At 51.3% G+C, this 17,215-nt stretch carries 15 protein-coding genes and 1 tRNA gene; 5 read left to right on the top strand and 11 right to left on the bottom strand.

The annotated features are described in order from the left end of the window. Positions 1–4: 4 nt before the first annotated feature. Both ACP7IZ_RS10130 and ACP7IZ_RS10125 read right to left on the bottom strand, forming a co-directional pair. The gene (locus ACP7IZ_RS10130; protein ID WP_426849001.1) at positions 5–1,024 is read right to left on the bottom strand and encodes an ABC transporter permease; all 1,020 of its coding nucleotides are present in this window, start codon (positions 1,022–1,024) and stop codon (positions 5–7) included. Continuing rightward, positions 1,021–2,682 (bottom strand): ABC transporter substrate-binding protein, encoded by a 1,662-nt coding sequence (locus tag ACP7IZ_RS10125; protein ID WP_426849000.1) that lies wholly within the window; start codon positions 2,680–2,682, stop codon positions 1,021–1,023. Before ACP7IZ_RS10125 ends, ACP7IZ_RS10130 begins: the two co-directional genes overlap by 4 nt. 213 nt (positions 2,683–2,895) lie before the next feature. On the opposite strand from ACP7IZ_RS10125, the gene guaB reads away from it, so the two are divergent. The 3 genes from guaB to ACP7IZ_RS10110 all read left to right on the top strand — a co-directional run bounded on the left by guaB (position 2,896) and on the right by ACP7IZ_RS10110 (position 7,625). After that, positions 2,896–4,374: an IMP dehydrogenase gene (gene guaB / locus ACP7IZ_RS10120; protein ID WP_035350963.1), complete on the top strand. Its 1,479-nt coding sequence runs from the start codon at positions 2,896–2,898 to the stop codon at positions 4,372–4,374. A gap of 9 nt (positions 4,375–4,383) precedes the next feature. Then, positions 4,384–5,697, top strand: a complete 1,314-nt coding sequence (locus tag ACP7IZ_RS10115; RefSeq protein ID WP_426848999.1) for an RsmB/NOP family class I SAM-dependent RNA methyltransferase — start codon at positions 4,384–4,386, stop codon at positions 5,695–5,697. Positions 5,698–5,792: 95 nt separating this feature from the next. Then, positions 5,793–7,625: a cation:proton antiporter gene (locus tag ACP7IZ_RS10110; protein ID WP_063354172.1), complete on the top strand. Its 1,833-nt coding sequence runs from the start codon at positions 5,793–5,795 to the stop codon at positions 7,623–7,625. Here the strand turns inward: ACP7IZ_RS10110 and ACP7IZ_RS10105 are convergent. After that, the gene (locus ACP7IZ_RS10105) at positions 7,622–8,137 is read right to left on the bottom strand and encodes a L,D-transpeptidase family protein (protein WP_426848997.1); all 516 of its coding nucleotides are present in this window, start codon (positions 8,135–8,137) and stop codon (positions 7,622–7,624) included. The two genes, ACP7IZ_RS10110 and ACP7IZ_RS10105, sit on opposite strands and share 4 nt — an antisense overlap. Positions 8,138–8,283: 146 nt before the next feature. Between ACP7IZ_RS10105 and ACP7IZ_RS10100 the strand changes: the two genes are divergently transcribed. Beyond that, on the top strand, positions 8,284–9,006 hold the full coding sequence (locus tag ACP7IZ_RS10100) for a response regulator transcription factor (protein WP_003623877.1): 723 nt from the start codon (positions 8,284–8,286) through the stop codon (positions 9,004–9,006). An 865-nt stretch (positions 9,007–9,871) separates the two neighbouring features. Here ACP7IZ_RS10100 and ACP7IZ_RS10095 read toward each other — a convergent pair. Next, a tRNA-Val gene (locus tag ACP7IZ_RS10095) sits at positions 9,872–9,946 on the bottom strand. A gap of 122 nt (positions 9,947–10,068) precedes the next feature. Between ACP7IZ_RS10095 and ACP7IZ_RS10090 the strand changes: the two genes are divergently transcribed. Further along, positions 10,069–10,800, top strand: a complete 732-nt coding sequence (locus ACP7IZ_RS10090; RefSeq protein WP_426849093.1) for a YoaK family protein — start codon at positions 10,069–10,071, stop codon at positions 10,798–10,800. Positions 10,801–10,813: 13 nt separating this feature from the next. On the opposite strand, the gene trpS is transcribed toward ACP7IZ_RS10090, so the two are convergent. The 7 genes from trpS to ACP7IZ_RS10055 form a co-directional block, all read right to left on the bottom strand. Next, positions 10,814–11,809, bottom strand: a complete 996-nt coding sequence (gene trpS / locus ACP7IZ_RS10085) for a tryptophan--tRNA ligase (protein ID WP_426848995.1) — start codon at positions 11,807–11,809, stop codon at positions 10,814–10,816. Positions 11,810–11,842: 33 nt separating this feature from the next. Next, entirely contained in the window at positions 11,843–12,307 is a 465-nt protein-coding gene (locus ACP7IZ_RS10080) for a c-type cytochrome (RefSeq protein ID WP_426849092.1), read from the bottom strand. Between the two features lie 59 nt (positions 12,308–12,366). Beyond that, positions 12,367–12,864 carry an FKBP-type peptidyl-prolyl cis-trans isomerase gene (locus ACP7IZ_RS10075; protein ID WP_012813070.1) on the bottom strand — a complete coding sequence of 166 codons (498 nt, stop codon included), beginning with the start codon at positions 12,862–12,864 and terminating at the stop codon, positions 12,367–12,369. 43 nt (positions 12,865–12,907) lie between these two features. Then, complete coding sequence (locus ACP7IZ_RS10070; protein WP_089179136.1) at positions 12,908–14,149, bottom strand: argininosuccinate synthase; 1,242 nt, start codon at positions 14,147–14,149, stop codon at positions 12,908–12,910. 110 nt (positions 14,150–14,259) lie between these two features. Beyond that, the gene (gene rlmN, locus ACP7IZ_RS10065) at positions 14,260–15,486 is read right to left on the bottom strand and encodes a 23S rRNA (adenine(2503)-C(2))-methyltransferase RlmN (RefSeq protein ID WP_426848992.1); all 1,227 of its coding nucleotides are present in this window, start codon (positions 15,484–15,486) and stop codon (positions 14,260–14,262) included. Positions 15,487–15,607: 121 nt separating this feature from the next. Then, positions 15,608–16,189, bottom strand: coding sequence for a hypothetical protein (locus ACP7IZ_RS10060; RefSeq protein WP_426848990.1), 582 nt, complete (start codon positions 16,187–16,189; stop codon positions 15,608–15,610). 137 nt (positions 16,190–16,326) lie between these two features. Beyond that, entirely contained in the window at positions 16,327–17,064 is a 738-nt protein-coding gene (locus ACP7IZ_RS10055; protein ID WP_426848989.1) for a TlyA family RNA methyltransferase, read from the bottom strand. Between the last annotated feature and the right edge of the window lie 151 nt (positions 17,065–17,215).

Below are 17,215 nucleotides of genomic sequence, written 5' to 3'. Positions count from 1 at the left end.
CCTCCTATTGTTCGCGGTGGCTGGCATCACGCACATCCAGCGCATCTCGCAGGCCATCGCCCAGAATGTTCAGGGCCAGCACTACGGCTATAATGGCCAAGCCCGGGGCAATGGCCACCATGGGGCGTGTATAAATCAATCCTTCACCATCTTGGATAAGCGTACCCCAAGATGCCGCAGGGGCCTGCACCCCAATGGACAAAAACGAGAGCGCGCTTTCAGCCAGCAAGGACATGGCCATGATAAGTGGCCCAAGAACAACAAGGGTGGAGGTGACGTTGGGGAGAATATCTTGCAGCACAATACGCCAGCGGGGAACGCCAAGGCAACGTGCAGCCATTACAAATTCAGCTTCCCGCAATGCCATAACCCGGCCCCGAATAGGGCGTGCAGCATAAGGCACATAAACCAGCGCGATAATGCAGATAGGCAAAAGCAGGTTGTCAGATTCAATAACAAACGGGCCCAGATGCAGCCCATCACTTACCGTGACAATGGAAAGAGAAATAGCAAACAGATACACGGGAACAGACCACATAATATCCATCATGCGGGAGAGAACGGTATCTATAATGCCACCGCAAAAACCAGCGGTTATTCCGACAGCGGCTGCCATTACAAGGCATAGAACGGCAGAGCAGAACGAAATCAGTAAAGAGTTCCGTCCGCCATAAAGTAACCGTGCTGCAACATCACGCCCCTGGCTATCCGCCCCCAGCATGTAAGCTCCATGCCATGTGGGGCCAATGGGGCTAAGGCCAAGGTGCAATGGGTTATCATTGGGTTGCATGATATCCACTTCCTGCCCACCTACCGTGATGGCGCCTGCTACGTTGGAAACAAACGGATCTGTATGTGCAACATAGCGTGCGTAATAGGGCGCAAGCAGGCTGGCTACAGCCAGAAATACCAAAACGGCAAAAGAAAACAGTGCAGAGCGATTATGGCGTAGGGACCGCAACGCCATCCGCCAAGGGCCGGGTGGTTTGGTATCTTGCGCAGAAGTGGGGGCGAGATCAGTCATGGAACCTGTAGCTGAGAAAGCAGGATTTCATCATTAAGCGTAATAATTATATTTCGTGTGCGTTTAGAAACCAGCACAACCCTTTTGGTCTGTACAAAAGGCACGGCAGGGGCCTGCGCCATCAGGGCTTTATCAACCTGAGCCCACGTCGCATTGCTGGCTGTGCGATCTGTTAAGGCAAGCTGGGCGGCGTGGTGCATCATGTCGTCAATATGCGGATCACAAAAGCCGGACATATTGGGTGAATTATCGGAATGGGGATGAAAATTGGAGCACGCAAACAACGTGTCCAGAAAGCTGGCAGCCGATGGGTAATCTGCATTCCACCCACCAATGGAAATCTGCACATGGTTGTCTGAGTTCTGCACAAACGTGAAATGGATGGCCGGGCTGATACTGTGGACCGAAGCCTTGTAACCCAGATTTTCCAATACACTGCGCAAATCTAGCGCAGTATTGTCCGATTTACCGCCAGATGGGGTTACAATAGTTACCCGCATACCCTTGGTGCCACTTTCCTGCACAAGCTGACGGGCTTTTTCCATATCCGGTTTGGCCCATTCTGGTGCAGGGTTTTGAGGGGATGCGCCAGCGGTATAGGAGCAAAAGCGTTCATACCCCGGAGTGCCTTCTGGCAAAAGCTGGCACTGCGGAGATGCCACAGCACTGCCGCCATCGTAAATCACCATAGCATGACGGTTTACCGCGTAATTAAGCGCCTGCCGCACCTTGAGGGATGTAAACGGCGGTTCATTTACATTTAATGTCGCGTAGTAATACAACAGAGGGGTAAAGATATGCACTTGGCCTGCATATTTACTGCCAACCTCACCCAAGCGGTCTAGCGGAACGTTTTCATACATCAGATCAGCTTGGCCATTTTCTACCGCGGTTACAGCGGCTTCTGGCTCCAACCCAAACGTTACTTCTATGTGGTCAGGAAAGCCCGCAGGCTGTGCATTATGCGACCATTCATGAAAGTATGGATTCCGCTCAAAACGCATATGTGTTGTGGGGTTGTAATCTGTAATTTGGTAAGGCCCCGTACCCGGAGGGGCCATATTGCCCATATCATGCGTGGGCGTGCTCGCTGGCAAAATGGTTGCATGAACCCACGCCAGATGTTCCAGAAATTCCGGGTCCGGGTGGCTGAGATGAAATGTAATGGTGTTTGCCGTTGCATCTGTTTCAATGCCCTCGGCTAAAGTGCAGTGGGCGGTGTCTTTCAGGCAGGCATCAGCCCCTTTGATTGCGCTGTAATACGGCCCCGCAGTCGGGCTGCCAGCAGCAAAAATACGCCGGAAAGAAGCCGCCACATCCGCCACGGTTAAAAGCTGCCCGTTGGAGAAGTGAATGCCTTTGCGCAAGGTGAGCCTATAGGTCAGCCCGTTATCTTCTGGCTGGGGCACGTTTTCTGCCAGATTGGGAATAACGGGTTGCGCGCCTGCTCCTGCAAATTTGGGGTAGGTTAAAAGCGTATCGTAAACAGGCGTTTCAAAAAACTTGGTTAAGCCAATATAGGATATCTGCGGATCAAGCGTGCCCGCTGCGCTGGAAACCAGAATGCGCAGCGTGCCTCCTGTTTGTGGAGCTTCCACTGCATGTGCAGCAGCAGGGGCCAGCATAAAACCCCACAGGAAAGGAAGAACACGTTTCATCTGCTGTGTTATGGCCTGTATGCGGGTGTCTTTCAAACGTTCCTCCTCTGCTTTTTTGCATTTACGTTAAAAAAACAGACAGAAGGCGCGTGTAACGCTTGCGTTTATGCGTGCATCATCATAAGAGGGAGCGCCAATGGTCGGGTGACCTGCGGCGTAGCGTATGCTTCAGGGTAACCTGCCTTTTTGTATTTCAGCAAGGGTGCCCGCAGCATGACCTCTTCTCCCTATAGCCGTGTTACGGAAGCTCTGGCGTTTGACGATGTGCTGGTTGTGCCGGCTGCATCTGACGTTGTGCCCAGCCAGACAACCGTTCGCACGCATCTCACACGCTCTATTGAACTGAATATTCCGCTGGTTTCCGCCGCGATGGATACAGTTACGGAAGACCAGATGGCTATTGCCATGGCCCAGCAAGGCGGCCTTGGCGTGATCCATAAAAACCTGCAACCAGAAGAACAGGCCGAGCAGGTTCGTCGCGTTAAGCGCTTTGAATCTGGCATGGTGGTGAACCCGGTAACCGTTGGCCCGGACCAGACACTGGCCGAAGTGCGTGATATCATGCACCGCCACGGTATTAGTGGCCTTCCTGTGGTGGAACCCGGCACGCAGAAGCTGGTGGGTATTCTTACCAACCGTGATGCTCGCTTTGCCGTAGATCCCAACCAGCCCGTTTCCGAGTTGATGACCAAAGATCGGCTGATCACGGTTAAAAATGGTGTGGATGCAGATACGGCCCGCCAGTTGCTGCACAAACACCGGATTGAAAAACTGCTGGTGGTTGATGACGCAGACCGTTGCGTAGGTATCATCACGGTTAAAGACATGGATAAGGCTGTAGCCCATCCGCTGGCTATCAAGGATAGCTTGGGCCGCCTGCGCTGTGCGGCTGCAACAGGGGTGGGTGAAGACGGTTTTAGCCGCGCCAAGATGCTGATTGAAGCCGGTGTGGATGTGTTGGTGGTAGATACAGCGCATGGTCATTCTGCCGGTGTTTTGGGTGCAGTTGAACGCCTGAAAGCCTTTGATGCCAATGTGCAGATTGTGGCTGGTAACGTTGCCACGCCAGAAGCTGCTCATGCCCTGATTGAAGCTGGCGCAGACTGCGTGAAAATCGGTATTGGCCCGGGTTCCATCTGCACCACACGTATTGTGGCCGGCGTAGGTGTGCCTCAGTTCTCTGCCGTGCTTGAAACCTCTCTGGCATGTAAGGAAAAAGGTATTCCCTGCATTGCAGATGGCGGCATTCGTACATCGGGCGATATCGTAAAGGCCATTGGTGCTGGTGCTGATGTGGTCATGGTGGGGTCACTGCTTGCTGGCACGGAAGAAGCGCCGGGCGAGGTATTCCTTTATCAGGGGCGTTCTTACAAATCTTACCGTGGCATGGGCAGCCTTGGCGCCATGGCGCGTGGCTCGGCTGATCGGTATTTCCAGCAGGAAGTCAAAGATGCGCTTAAGCTGGTGCCAGAAGGCATTGAAGGCCGCGTGCCTTACAAAGGCAGCATGGCTGCGGTTATTCATCAGCTGGTGGGTGGCCTTAAAGCCGGTATGGGCTACACAGGTTCCCGCGTGCTGAAGGAGCTGCAAGAAGGTGCTCAGTTCCGCCGTATTACCGGTGCAGGCCTGCGTGAAAGCCATGTGCATGATGTTTCCATCACGCGTGAAGCTCCTAATTACCGTCGGGATTGATAACCACATATGACACCTTCAGCCAGGCTTGCGGCCGCTATTGATCTGCTTGCAGCAATGGAAGCCGCCCCGCGCAAACCCGCCGATGCTGTCGCCAACAGCTTTTTTAGAGAGCGGCGCTATATGGGCGGTGGAGACCGCAGAGCCATATCCGGCCTTGTATGGGATGTTATGCGGGCGTGGCGTCGGCTTGGCTGGTGGTTGGAGCAAAAAGGGCAGGTGGCGTCTGCTCGGCTCCGGGCCGGGGCGCGTCTGTTGTTCGATGGTTTCTCTCTTGCAGAAGTAGAGGAAATGTTTGAGCAGGGGCGCTTTGCAGCAGGGGCGTTGACGCGTGGGGAACTTTCAACCCTTACGCCACTTGCGGGCAAAACTCTGGATAACCCGGAAATGCCTCGTGCTGTTCGGCTGGAACTGCCGGATTGGCTGTTGCCTCATCTGGAAGCAACTTTTGGCGATAAGCTGGAAGAAGAGCTTGCAGCTATGTCCACCCCAGCGCCTCTGGATTTGCGGGTGAATATTCTGCGTGGCCCCCGTAAGGAGGCACAGCGTAGTCTGGCATGTGAAGGCCTGCATGCTGAACCTACACCGCTTTCTCCGTGGGGGCTGCGTTTACCTGCACGTTTGCCAGTTACAACAAGTGTGGCATTCCGTGATGGGCTGGTGGAAATTCAGGATGAAGGCAGCCAGCTTGTTGCCGCCATAAGTGGCGTTGAACCCCAGATGCGTGTGTTGGATTATTGCGCAGGCGCTGGCGGTAAAACGCTTGCTATGGCCATGATGATGGAAAACAAAGGCCATATTGTTGCATGCGATGTTTCTGCGCCTCGGTTAGAAGGTGCAGTTAAACGCTTGCGGCGTGCAGGCGTGCATAATGTTGAACGGCACTTGCTGGTGCCGGGAGATAAATGGGCCAAACGTCGGGCCGGATCATTCGATCGGGTATTGGTGGATGCACCGTGTAGCGGAACGGGCACATGGCGCCGGAACCCGGATGCACGTTTCCGCACTACGGAACAGGATCTGACAGAGCTGTTGGAAAAGCAGGCTGCCATTATGGACCGGGCGGCAGCACTTGTTCGGGCCGGAGGGCGTATGGTGTATGCAACCTGTTCTTTGCTACGCGCAGAAAACATGGATCAGGTTACAGCATTTTTAGCACGCCATCCTGATTTCAGGCTTGTTCCTTCAGGTAGCCCAGAAATGCCGCAGGCCTTGCGTCAGGAAAGCTCTATCAGTTTAAGTCCTCTGCGGGATGGAACAGATGGCTTTTTTGCCGCCGTCATGGAGCGTGCCGCGCCAGAACCTGAGGCAGGTATAGAATAGGAAAACATTTTTAACTGTTCATCTTATTGGTCTTACGCATAATACTGATGCCTGATTCATCAGGTCCTACAGACCAATAAGATAAATGGCCTAGCATGACTGAAAGCGTAATTCTTTTTGTTTTTCTCGTGCTGGGCGGCGGTATGCTGGCACAATGGGCGGCTTGGCGGTTCAGGTTACCTGCCATTGTTCTGCTTTTTTCTCTGGGGCTGCTTTTGGGCCCGGGGTTGCAGATCATGCATCCCTCAGAGGTTGCGGGTAGCGCTTTCCACCAAATGGTTTCTTTGGCGGTGGCGCTTATCGTGTTTGAAGGCGGCCTTGCATTAGATTTTCGTCAGTTAAAAGAAGCCGGTGAGGGCGTTTTGCGCCTTACGCTGGTGGCATTGCCGATCAATTTAATTTTAGGCAGCATTGCAGCCCATTACGTTGGGCGTATGGGCTGGGGGCCTGCCTTTCTGTTTGGCGCCATTATTGTGGTTACCGGCCCAACGGTTGTTTTGCCCCTGTTACGCCATGCCAAGCTGAAACCGCGCATTGCAGCCTTTTTGCGGTGGGAAGCCATTCTGAATGACCCCGTAGGTGCCATTCTGGCCACGTTAGTGCTGGAAGTGCTGCTTATGCAGCCGGGTGAGGGGTCTGGCACATTTTTTGTATCTATCATCCCGCATATGCTGATGAGCGCTACATTGATGATTGCGCTTGGCATTGGTGCGGCATGGTTTGTGCGGTGGCTGTGCATACGGGATTTAATGCCCGATCTTCTGAAAATGCCGATACTGCTTAGCCTTGCGCTGATTCTTTACGTTATCGGCACTTTAACCATGGATGGGGCTGGGCTGATTGCCTCTACCGTATTCGGCATGGCGTTGGTTAATCTGCGTATTCCCGGTATGGCGGAAATCCAGCGGATGAAAGAAGCGCTGGTGGTGCTTATTGTCTCCATCCTGTTCATTATGCTTACGGCCGATCTGACACGAAGTGAGCTTGCTGGTTTGTCATGGTCTATTGGGGCTTTAACGCTGGCAGTGCTGTTTGTGGTCAGGCCTTTGGGTATTTGGTTGGCCACCATAGGTTCCAGCCTAAGCCGGGCCGAACGGCTATTTATGGGGTGGATTGCACCACGTGGGATTGTGGCGGCGGCAGTTGCTGGTGCCGCCGGGATACGATTGCAGGATGCAGGTTACCCTGGGGCTTCTCAGGTTATGCCGGCTGTTTTTGCCGTTATTGCCTCCACCATGATTTTGCATGGTTTTTCCCTTATTCCTCTAGGCCGACGGTTGCATCTTACGCTTTCCAATCAACCCGCGCTGGCCATTGTGGGGGCGAATGATTGGTCCACACAGTTGGCTATGGCAGTGCACGCTGTGGGCACGCCTGTTTTGCTGGTGGATAGTTCTTTGGGTGATTTACGCCCAGCCGAGCTTGCTGGCGTGCCTGTTTTATGTGCTGAGGTTTTATCGGAAGAAGGCACAGAAAATTTGGAGGAACGCCCGGCTGATTATCTTATTTCAGCTACACCAGATGCCATTTACAATGGGTTGGTCTGTGCACATCTGGCGCCCCATTTTGGGCGGCAGAGGGTTTATCAGGTCAGCCCCGGCATTGCGCGGCTGGATCAGTATCGCGGATTTAGCCGGGAAGCGCGCGGAAAGGTTTTGGGGCAGCCTGCGTGGAATTTTACCGTGTTGGAAGCGCTGGTGAGCCAAGGCTGGCATTTTGTTGCGATAGAAGTTACCGAAGCTAATCAGGATTATCTTCTGAGTGAAAGCAGCCATTTTCTGTTGTTTCTGGTGCTTCAGAAAGATGCGGCCATCACGATTGTATCGGCAGAGGATGAGCCGCAACCAACTTTAACACCAGGATACGTGGCAATAGGGTTGGTTGCGCCGGAACAAATAGCCAAGCCTGCTTCTGGCAATGCGGCTTAACGTGGCTGGTGAATGGTTATTTCTGTAGCGCCTGCAGCCAGCACAAAACGTAGGTCTGCCTCTGTTAGGGCAACGCATCCTTCAGTCGGTGTTTTGTTGGGGCGTTGCAGATGCATGAAAATGGCAGAACCTTTGCCGGGTTCTGCAGGGCAATCATTATAACCGATCACAACAATCAGATCATATACAGCATCTTCACGCCACAGTATTTCGTGGCGGAAAGAAGATGGCAACTGGATGTGCTGGTTATAACAGGATGATGATGGATCATCACACCATCCGTCCTGCGGGCTTAAAGGGATAACAGGCAGGGCGGCTTGTGGTTTTATAATCCGGTCAGCCCGATAAAATACTTGCCGTAGGGGAAAGGTGCCTAGTGGTGTTGCCAGATCCCCTTCGTGCTTATGGTGCGTTACGCCATTCTTGCCGATAATGGCGCTCATGCTTTTGTGTCTGCAATGCAGTTGTGCATCCATATTGCTGTTTACTGTTGGCCAGACGTGTATCATCATAAACAATCTTACCCCTGCTTTATGGCTTTCGCGTGAGGTTGACGTATCATGCCAGAAATTGGTTTCGATACGATTCGTTTTGTGATCGTGCAGGAAGCAGGCCAAGGCAGCCGAGCCAGAGGGCTGACATAAGGAGACGATGTTCCATGACGGGTGCGCGCCCAATTTTGGTTGTAGATGACGATCAAGTCATTCGCAGAACACTGGCAGAGCAGTTGCAGTTGGACGGGGAATTTCAGGTTCTGGAGGCGGCAACATTGGCCGAAGCCCGCCAGAAGCTGAAGGAACCAGATGCGCGATGTGATGCCATTCTGCTGGACGTAACGCTACCAGATGGAGATGGGCGCGATTTTTGTGCAGAACTGCGCAAGGATGGCTTGCGTATGCCCGTTATCATGCTCACAGGATCAGATGATGAATCTGATATTGTAAAAGGGCTTGATGCTGGTGCTAATGATTACGTTGCCAAGCCTTTCCGTATTGCAGAACTTCTGGCCAGATTGCGGGCGCAGCTCAGACTGTTTGAAAACAGTGAAGATGCAGTGTTTTCCATTGGTCCATATACGTTCCGCCCTTCTGCTAAACTGTTGCAGGAACCGGCTAAAAACCGTCGCATTCGTTTGACGGAAAAAGAAACGGCTATTCTCAAGTTTCTTTATCGCGCAGGAACGCGCCCAGTGCCCCGGCAAGTTTTGCTGAATGAGGTGTGGGGATATAATGCAGCGGTAACAACACATACGCTGGAAACGCATATTTACCGCCTTCGCCAGAAGATTGAGCCAGATCCAGCTCATGCATCCTTGCTGGTAACAGAAGGAGGGGGGTATCGGCTGAACCCTGAACCAGAAGTTGCGACAACAGCCGTTTGATTCTTGCTAAATTGAAAATAGATTCAATTTCTAACGGTTTCGTAATTTAAATTATATTAGGAAAGCCCTCCAACCTTGGAGGGCTTTTTTATTATGAACGGCTAACGATGCTGCATTCTGCCGTAAAAATCATATCATCGTATGCAAATTCTATTCCACCCCTTGAATGACCATGTTCAGACCGAAAATGAAACTCCTCATTCTGATGACTGCCAAGCTGAACCTACGATAGATAGTGAGCCAGAAAGCGAGCATCATCTTGCCCCCAGCAGGGCCTGTCTTATTTCACAAGAAATTCTGAAAAACGTATCTGGCTATTTTTCTGCTGGAATCTCAGTCAGGGCAATTTGTACAGAAGCTTATCGGCTAAACTGATAAAATCTTGCTTACGAGATGAACCGATAGGTGGTCGCGCTTTAAAATTCGTAATTAGAGAGCATGGCGGAACATGCCAGCCTCAACGCCTTTTGCTCACTAATGTTCATGATCATAAAGACATCTACTCGTCGGCTACGAGGATATGCCACGCGACTAAGGTCCGCCGTCTATATCCCTCTGCATTGCCTGCTACTGTCTAGCAGCGGCTCTCAGTTTTACAGGGGTTAGTTTCTGACCGAGCGTTCCCAGAAGCAACTTTCCTCGTGAGACCGAGGGTTGTGGCTTCGACATTAGGAAAGGGATGGTGCCTCATCACCCCGTGAAGCTCACGCGGATTGGGGATAGGTAGAAGGGCTGCGAATTGTGCACCAATTTTGCACAATTTTGGCAACGATTTACCGCTTCTAAGAGGGATAAAACGGGACTGAATAGAACACCTTAGTGTTCAATAATTTATCCAAAACCCGCAGAAAACTAGGAAAAACCGTGGTGGGTGCGACAGGGATTGAACCTGTGACCCCCGCCGTGTGAAGGCGATGCTCTACCGCTGAGCTACGCACCCGGTTTATGGGAGCTTAATATCTGCCTCTAAGACATTTGGCAAGGGGCTTCTTATATAAAAAGTGTAAAAAAAACAGGGCAATGGCATTGCTTTGCATCATTAAAGCAGAGAAATTCTTAGTCATGCTTTTGCGAGAAAAAAGTCAGCGCAGTTTTCAGATGAACCGGCAACTCGGCAGCTCTCTTGCTGTGGTGGCAGGAGCTGTAAATGTGCTTGGCTTTCTGCAGTTTGGATATTACTGCGCCAATATGACAGGCAACGCATCTAGTCTGGCTCTAAAAATCAATGCCTTGGATGTTAGATCTGCCTTTTTATGTTTTGCTTTAATTGCAAGTTTTGTTCTGGGCGCCATTGTCTGTACCGTTTTAGTTAATATGGGCCGCCGGAAAGGGTGGGGCGCGGTATATGCTTTTAGTTTGGTTTTAGAGGCAGCTATCCTTGTAGCTTTAGGTGTAAAATCTGCTTGGTTTGCACAGGCGGGAGTGCCAGATGGGGGCGCTACGTTGGTTTTAAGTTTTGTCATGGGGTTACAAAACGCCACAGTCACGCGCATTTCGGGGTCTGTTGTACGTACCACCCATGTTACCGGAATGTTGACAGACCTTGGGATAGAAATATCAGATTGGCTTGAATCTTTTTACCATCATGTTGATGATGAATATTTGGATGTTATTAAAAAACGCTTATGGTTACATGCGCAAATTGTATTTTGTTTTATTGTAGGAGGTATTTTAGGGGCTGTAGGCTACATGCATTGCAAAAAATATATTTTATTTATAGTCGCAATTATTCTGGTAGCTTTGGCGGCGCCGGGCATTATTGAAAATGCCCGAACATCCGCACGCAAAAAATAGTGTCAGATTGCGTTTATTTTAGAAAACCAACAAGTTTTTCAGCTTCAGAAACAATAGGCTCCGCAATGCTTTGTGCGCGTTGTGCACCAGCGCGCAGAGTATTCAGCAAATAGCTTTCATCTTGCAAAAGCCGTGTAGTTTCTTGCCCGATAGGAGCAATAGCGTTGACAACAATTTCTGTCAGCGCGGCTTTAAATGGTCCAAAGCCTTGGCCTGCATGCTCTTTTAGTACCTGTTCGGCAGGAATATCTGCCAAGGCAGCATAAATGGAAACAAGATTTTTTGCTTCCGGGCGATCAGCAAGGCCCGAAATATCTTCGGGCAAGGGGGCTGAGTCTGTTTTTGCACGGCGAATTTTTAAAGCAATCGCATCGGCATCGTCTGTTAATTCAATCCGGCTTTGTGCAGAAGGGTCGGACTTGGACATCTTTTTGGTGCCATCACGCAAGCTCATGATACGCGCGGCTGTAGGTGGAATAAGCGGTGCTACCTGCGGAAAAAACTCTACCTTGTAATCATGGTTGAATTTTTGGGCGATATCATTGGTGAGTTCCAGATGCTGCTTCTGGTCTTCACCTACCGGAACATGCGTAGCTTTATAGGCCAAAATATCGGCAGCCATAAGGTTGGGGTAAACATATAGGCCGGCTGAATGATTTTCGCGGTCTTTTCCAGCTTTGTCCTTAAATTGCGTCATACGGTTCAGCCAGCCGATCCGTGCAACACAATTAAAAATCCATGCCAGCCGCGCATGGGCAGAAACAGCAGACTGGTTGAAGAGAATGTGCTTATCAGCATCAATGCCCGCAGCAAGCAGGATAGCGGCTTGTGTTAAGGTATGTTCGCGTAGTTTTTCTGGGTCCTGCCACACAGTAATGGCGTGCATATCTACAAGGCAGAAAATGCACTCATAGTTTGCCTGTAAATGAACCCAGTTTCGAATTGCCCCCAGATAATTGCCAAGTTGGGGAACACCAGAAGGCTGAATACCAGAAAAAATACGCTGCATAAGAAAAGTATCACCGCATGTTATAGGGACAGATTATGGGATTGGATGTATGCGATCCAGTTCTTCCCGCTCGCCTGCAACTTTACCGGCCGATTTCCGATCAGCCCGTGCGGTCGCAATGTCTGCCGGGCTTATTGTTGGGGCAGGTTTTAGGTTTCCGCGCTCAGAAAGCCAAGTCAGAATAGCGGCAACTTCTTCATCTTTAAGGTAGCGGAAGGGGGGCATTTCTGCACTATAAGCCGCCCCATGAGCCTTAATAGGCCCGCTTACACCATTCATAAGCACATCGGCCAGATATTTGCGCCCTTCTGGGGTGCTGGCAATATGGTCAATGCGGTTTACAAGAGGGGGAACAGAGCCGGGCATACCATCGCCACCATGATGGCAAATACCACAATTGGTGCCGTAAAGGCTGGAGCCGCTTTTAGGAGAACAAGCCGCTACCAAAAGCAACATGCCGCCACATAAAAGACGATACGCAAAGCGTGAAGAAAGCATGGGCAAAAACCCAAGCGGGTTCTTGAAACCAAGAACCCGCATTATCATAAGGGTTTATATCAGGGCGAATTGTGTGCGTGTTCCACACCCAAAAGCTGGATGCGGAAAATCAGCGGGCTATCTGAAGGAATAATGCCCATGGATTTATGTCCATATCCAAGTTCTGGCGGAACATACAGCATCCATGTATCACCCACGTGCATCAAGGGCAGAGCCTCCATCCAGCCCTGGATCAGGCCGGCAAGAGGCATCTGCATATAGGCACCGCTACCATGCTGGTCTGAGCTATCAAAGATGGAGCCGTCTGGCAGACGGCCTTCATAAATAAGCATCATGCCATCACCCGGGCGTGGTTGTTCACCATCCTTGGGGCCAGATTCCAGCACTTTATAAGCCAAGCCATCTTTCAGAACGGTTACGCCAGGTGCAGAGCGCAGCTTTTCCATCTGCTGAGCAGGCGTAAGTTCCTGTTCTTCCTTGTGAGAACCACAGGCCGTAAGAGATACGGCCAAGCTGGCCGCAAGCATGCAGGGGATAAGAGAAAAGCGACGGATCATGATCTTCTTCAACACCTTCTGATGGATGGTGGAAAGGGGGGCCTTACAGGGCACCACCTTTACGCCCGATCTGCGCACCAAGGCGCAGGCGCAGTGCATTGAGCTTAATAAAGCCTTGAGCATCCTGCTGGTTATATGCGCCTTCATCATCTTCAAACGTTACAACGCGCGCATCATACAGGCTGTTGGGGCTTTCACGCCCAACGCAGATAACATTGCCCTTGTAAAGTTTGAGACGAACACGCCCCGTAACAGAATGCTGGGAGGCATCGATAAGAGCTTGCAGCATCCGCCGTTCTGGAGAGAACCAGAGGCCATTATACAGAATGGAAGCGTAGCGCGGCATCAGGCTATCTTTAAGATGCATGGCTTCGCGATCCAGCGTGATGGATTCCATGCTGCGATGCGCAGCAAGCAGGATGGTGCCACCGGGTGTTTCATAAATCCCGCGGGATTTCATGCCAACAAAGCGGTTTTCCACCATATCCAAACGGCCAATACCGTTTTCTTTACCCAACTCGTTCAGACGTGTCAGCAAGGTGGCCGGAGACATAGCCACGCCGTTAATGGCAACGGGGTCACCGCTCACAAAATCCATGGTGATTTCTGTGGGCTTATCCGGCGCGGCTTCTGGAGAGATTGTGCGCTGAAACACGATTTCTTCTGGAGCAACGGCAGGGTCTTCCAGAACTTTTCCTTCTGAAGAAGAATGCAGCAGGTTAGCATCTACAGAGAAAGGGGCTTCACCACGCTTGTCTTTGGCAATCGGAATCTGATTTTCTTCAGCAAAGGCCAACAGACGTGTGCGGGATGTCAGATCCCATTCCCGCCAAGGGGCAATAACTGTGATATCTGGCTTGAGGGCGTAATATGCCAGCTCGAAGCGAACCTGATCGTTGCCTTTACCCGTTGCGCCATGTGCCACGGCATCTGCACCAACGGCTTCTGCAATTTCAATCTGGCGCTGAGCAATCAAAGGGCGCGCAATGGATGTGCCCAGAAGATACTGGCCTTCATACAGGGTGTTGGCCCGGAACATCGGAAAAACAAAGTCTTTCACAAATGTCTCGCGCAAATCTTCAACGAAGATTTCCTTTACGCCAAACATTTCCGCTTTTTTGCGGGCTGGTTCCAGTTCTTCCCCCTGGCCCAGATCAGCCGTAAAGGTAACAACCTCGCAACCATAGGTCTTCTGGAGCCAGCGGAGGATAACAGATGTATCCAAGCCACCGGAGTAAGCCAGCACAACCTTTTTGACGTCTTTCCGGGCGGAAGTCGGGCCCATGAGGCAGATCTCCTGATATATAAATCTGTAACTATGGCTTTCCTCCTATCACTGCAGGAGGCGCGTAACCAGAGTGCATTCACCCACTAAGGGCTGTTTGTGTGGAAAAATTACTCTGAAACAGGTGCTGAACCTGCGCGTGCACGTTCACTTGCCGTTTTTAATTGCCCACAGGCAGCCAGAATATCCCGACCACGAGGTGTGCGGATTGGGGACGCAAATCCTGCATTCATAACAATTTCTGCAAACCGGTTCTGCTGTTCACGCGTGGAAGGCTTGTAAGCGCTGCCGGGCCACGGATTGAAGGGGATGAGGTTGACTTTTGCGGGAATGCCGGAAATCAGGCGTACCAACTCACGTGCATCGGCTTCGCTGTCATTCACGCCACGCAGCATGATGTATTCGAATGTAATGCGGCGGGCATTACTGGCTGCGGGGTAGCGCCTGCAAGCTGCCAGCACTTCCTCAATTGGATATTTCCTATTGAGCGGCACAATTTCATCACGCAGATCATTCCGGACTGCGTGTAGGGAGACCGCCAGATTGATCCCCAGCTCATCACCACACCGATCCATTAGCGGCACAACCCCGGACGTAGAAAGTGTGATACGCCGACGAGAGAGCCCAATACCTTCGCCATCCATGATAATTTTCATGGCTTTGGCAACATTCTCATAATTATAGAGCGGCTCCCCCATACCCATCAGCACGATAGTAGAGAGAAGGCGAGGGGTTTCGCCTTTCGGGCTGGGCCATTCTCCGTAGGAATCCCGCGCAGCCATGAACTGGCTGACAATTTCTGCCGCGCCGAGGTTACGCACCAGCTTTTGCGTGCCTGTATGGCAAAAAGTGCAGGAAAGAGTGCATCCAACTTGCGATGAAATACACACAGCGCCCCGATCTTCACGCCGATCAGGAATGTAAACGGTTTCAGCTTCCTGCCCATCGCGAAAACGGAACAGAAATTTACGTGTGCTATCCGATGATGTCTGAACCGTTGCAGCTTCTGGGCGCCCAATAATAAATCGTTCAGCCAATTTCTGCTGAAGAGGCTTGGCAATTGTGCTCATCCGCGAAAAATCTGTCACACCCTGATGATAAATCCAGTGCCAGAGCTGCTTGGTGCGGAAGGGTTTTTCACCAATTTCTATCAGAATATCCGTGAGTTCATCGCGTGAAAGCCCAACCAAATCTCTTCGTCCATCGGATAAAGTGGCTGATGGGGGGCTAAAAAGCGCAGCCTTGGCCAGAATGCGTGAACGTTCTTCCGCGTTCAGATCGGTAAGGGCTGAACTGTTAGCGTCAGCTGATGTGGAAGTATAAGTGCGCGAAGACATTACGGATATGCTGCTACAAAAAAGGAAGGGAAAGTGGATATAACAAAAAAAGAGGCTGATAGATACCAGCCTCTTTTATATATGCGCATTCGTATCTGTTGTGGGCAGCAGCCCTTACACGTTAGTTGCTTTCCTTCAGGGCGGAACGCAGCCATGGGGCAATGGTAATTTTTGAAGCGTCTATGCCATCCAGAATCATGCCAATGGTTTGTGCGGAATATGAATCGGGTTTGGTATCCGAAGAAATAGGAAAGGCGGGTCGGGCAATTTCCAAAGTCATGGCAGGCTCTGCCGTGTCTGCTGAGTTTGCGCTGGCAGGGGTAAAACCATCGGTCTGGATATTAGCAGAGACGGTAACTTCCCGCGCATCGGGGTTCTGTCCAAAATACAGATACGCGTATGTTGCAGCAGCAGAAAGAACATCTTTCATCGCCAACCGATAGCGATTATTCGTATTAGAACCATGCGCTTGTAGTGTTGCTGGGTCTGCCTGAATTGAAAGTGTACCTGCACTTATATCATCATGCAGGATTAAGCCATCCTGCTCGTATCCACGCAAAAGCGTATTACCAACTTCTGTCGCCTGCATACTTTGGGTAGGGGCAGAAGTGTGGGATGCAGAATGAAAAACTGGGGCCGCCAATGCGTGACCGCTTGTAAATGCAAGGCAGGCGACGCCAAACAGACCTGCAATTTTGCGCATAAGATGCTTGCCCTTATTCCTAGTGATAACGTGTAGAAGGATCACAAAGAAATGTGGCAAAAAAATTGATGTGCTGCCATGCAAAAAAGGCAGGGAAACCTGAAAATTTAATTTAGTGTTACAATCAGCCGTCTTAGCTAGACGCGCTGAGCTGCAATAAGGAACTCTCTATTTCCTTCTGGTCCGGTAATAGGGCTGGGTTCAATCCCCAGCACTTTCCAGCCGGGAAGAGCGCTCCACCAAGAAAAAATGGTTTCGCAAACGGCATCATGCACGGCAGGATCGCGCACAACGCCTTTAGCGCCTATTTGATCACGGCCAGCTTCAAACTGAGGTTTGATTAACGCAACAGCCCAAGCGTTTTCCGTGGTAAGAGCCAGCGCGGCAGGGAGCACCGTGCGCAGGCCGATAAAGCTGGCATCACACACAACCACGGAAGGGGCTTCTGGTATGGTTGTCTTATCCAGATACCGGGCGTTGCATTTTTCCAGCACAGTTACGCGTGGATCAGACCGCAATTTCCATGCAAGTTGTCCGTGGCCAACATCAACTGCGTAAACATGCTTGGCGCCGTGAGTAAGAAGCACGTCCGTAAACCCGCCGGTTGAAGCACCAACATCCAAACAGATCCGTCCTTCTGGAGAAAGGCTAAAATGTTCAATGGCATGAGCCAGCTTGCAGCCACCACGAGATACCCAAGGGTGTTCCTGCCCACGCACTTGCAAAGGTGCATCTTCAGGAACCTGATCCCCAGCTTTAGCTACGCGTTTTTCACCAGAAAACACAAGCCCAGCCATAATCAGAGCTTGTGCTTTGGTGCGGCTTTCAACCAGTCCCCTGTCTACAAGAAGCTGGTCAACACGACGTCGTGCCATATCAAATCAGGCCATTTGTTCCGAAAAATCAACGCCCAACGCGCTTAGAGCGGTTCCGACGATGTGCGGAGCGGAGAGCCCGGCCTCGGCATATTGGGCGGCCTGAGTGTTATGGTCAATAAAGCGGTCTGGCAGGGTGAGGGGGCGGAAG

The sequence above is a fragment of the Acetobacter sp. AAB5 genome (assembly GCF_050106715.1).
Classification (GTDB): Bacteria; Pseudomonadota; Alphaproteobacteria; order Acetobacterales; family Acetobacteraceae; genus Acetobacter; species Acetobacter oryzifermentans.
The sequence above is the reverse complement of the archived record's forward strand: the minus strand, read 5'-3'. Positions and strand labels throughout refer to the sequence as shown.

What these genes read in the sequence shown, in the direction of transcription:
- ACP7IZ_RS10055 (WP_426848989.1), bottom strand. Translation starts at nt 17,064, where the DNA reads ATGGCACGACGTCGTGTTGACCAGCTTCTTGTAGACAGGGGACTGGTT.
- guaB (WP_035350963.1), top strand. Translation starts at nt 2,896, where the DNA reads ATGACCTCTTCTCCCTATAGCCGTGTTACGGAAGCTCTGGCGTTTGAC.
- ACP7IZ_RS10075 (WP_012813070.1), bottom strand. Translation starts at nt 12,864, where the DNA reads ATGATCCGTCGCTTTTCTCTTATCCCCTGCATGCTTGCGGCCAGCTTG.
- ACP7IZ_RS10070 (WP_089179136.1), bottom strand. Translation starts at nt 14,149, where the DNA reads ATGGGCCCGACTTCCGCCCGGAAAGACGTCAAAAAGGTTGTGCTGGCT.
- ACP7IZ_RS10105 (WP_426848997.1), bottom strand. Translation starts at nt 8,137, where the DNA reads ATGATGATACACGTCTGGCCAACAGTAAACAGCAATATGGATGCACAA.
- ACP7IZ_RS10080 (WP_426849092.1), bottom strand. Translation starts at nt 12,307, where the DNA reads ATGCTTTCTTCACGCTTTGCGTATCGTCTTTTATGTGGCGGCATGTTG.
- ACP7IZ_RS10100 (WP_003623877.1), top strand. Translation starts at nt 8,284, where the DNA reads ATGACGGGTGCGCGCCCAATTTTGGTTGTAGATGACGATCAAGTCATT.
- trpS (WP_426848995.1), bottom strand. Translation starts at nt 11,809, where the DNA reads ATGCAGCGTATTTTTTCTGGTATTCAGCCTTCTGGTGTTCCCCAACTT.
- ACP7IZ_RS10110 (WP_063354172.1), top strand. Translation starts at nt 5,793, where the DNA reads ATGACTGAAAGCGTAATTCTTTTTGTTTTTCTCGTGCTGGGCGGCGGT.
- ACP7IZ_RS10060 (WP_426848990.1), bottom strand. Translation starts at nt 16,189, where the DNA reads ATGCGCAAAATTGCAGGTCTGTTTGGCGTCGCCTGCCTTGCATTTACA.
- ACP7IZ_RS10115 (WP_426848999.1), top strand. Translation starts at nt 4,384, where the DNA reads ATGACACCTTCAGCCAGGCTTGCGGCCGCTATTGATCTGCTTGCAGCA.
- ACP7IZ_RS10090 (WP_426849093.1), top strand. Translation starts at nt 10,069, where the DNA reads ATGCTTTTGCGAGAAAAAAGTCAGCGCAGTTTTCAGATGAACCGGCAA.
- ACP7IZ_RS10130 (WP_426849001.1), bottom strand. Translation starts at nt 1,024, where the DNA reads ATGACTGATCTCGCCCCCACTTCTGCGCAAGATACCAAACCACCCGGC.
- rlmN (WP_426848992.1), bottom strand. Translation starts at nt 15,486, where the DNA reads ATGTCTTCGCGCACTTATACTTCCACATCAGCTGACGCTAACAGTTCA.
- ACP7IZ_RS10125 (WP_426849000.1), bottom strand. Translation starts at nt 2,682, where the DNA reads ATGAAACGTGTTCTTCCTTTCCTGTGGGGTTTTATGCTGGCCCCTGCT.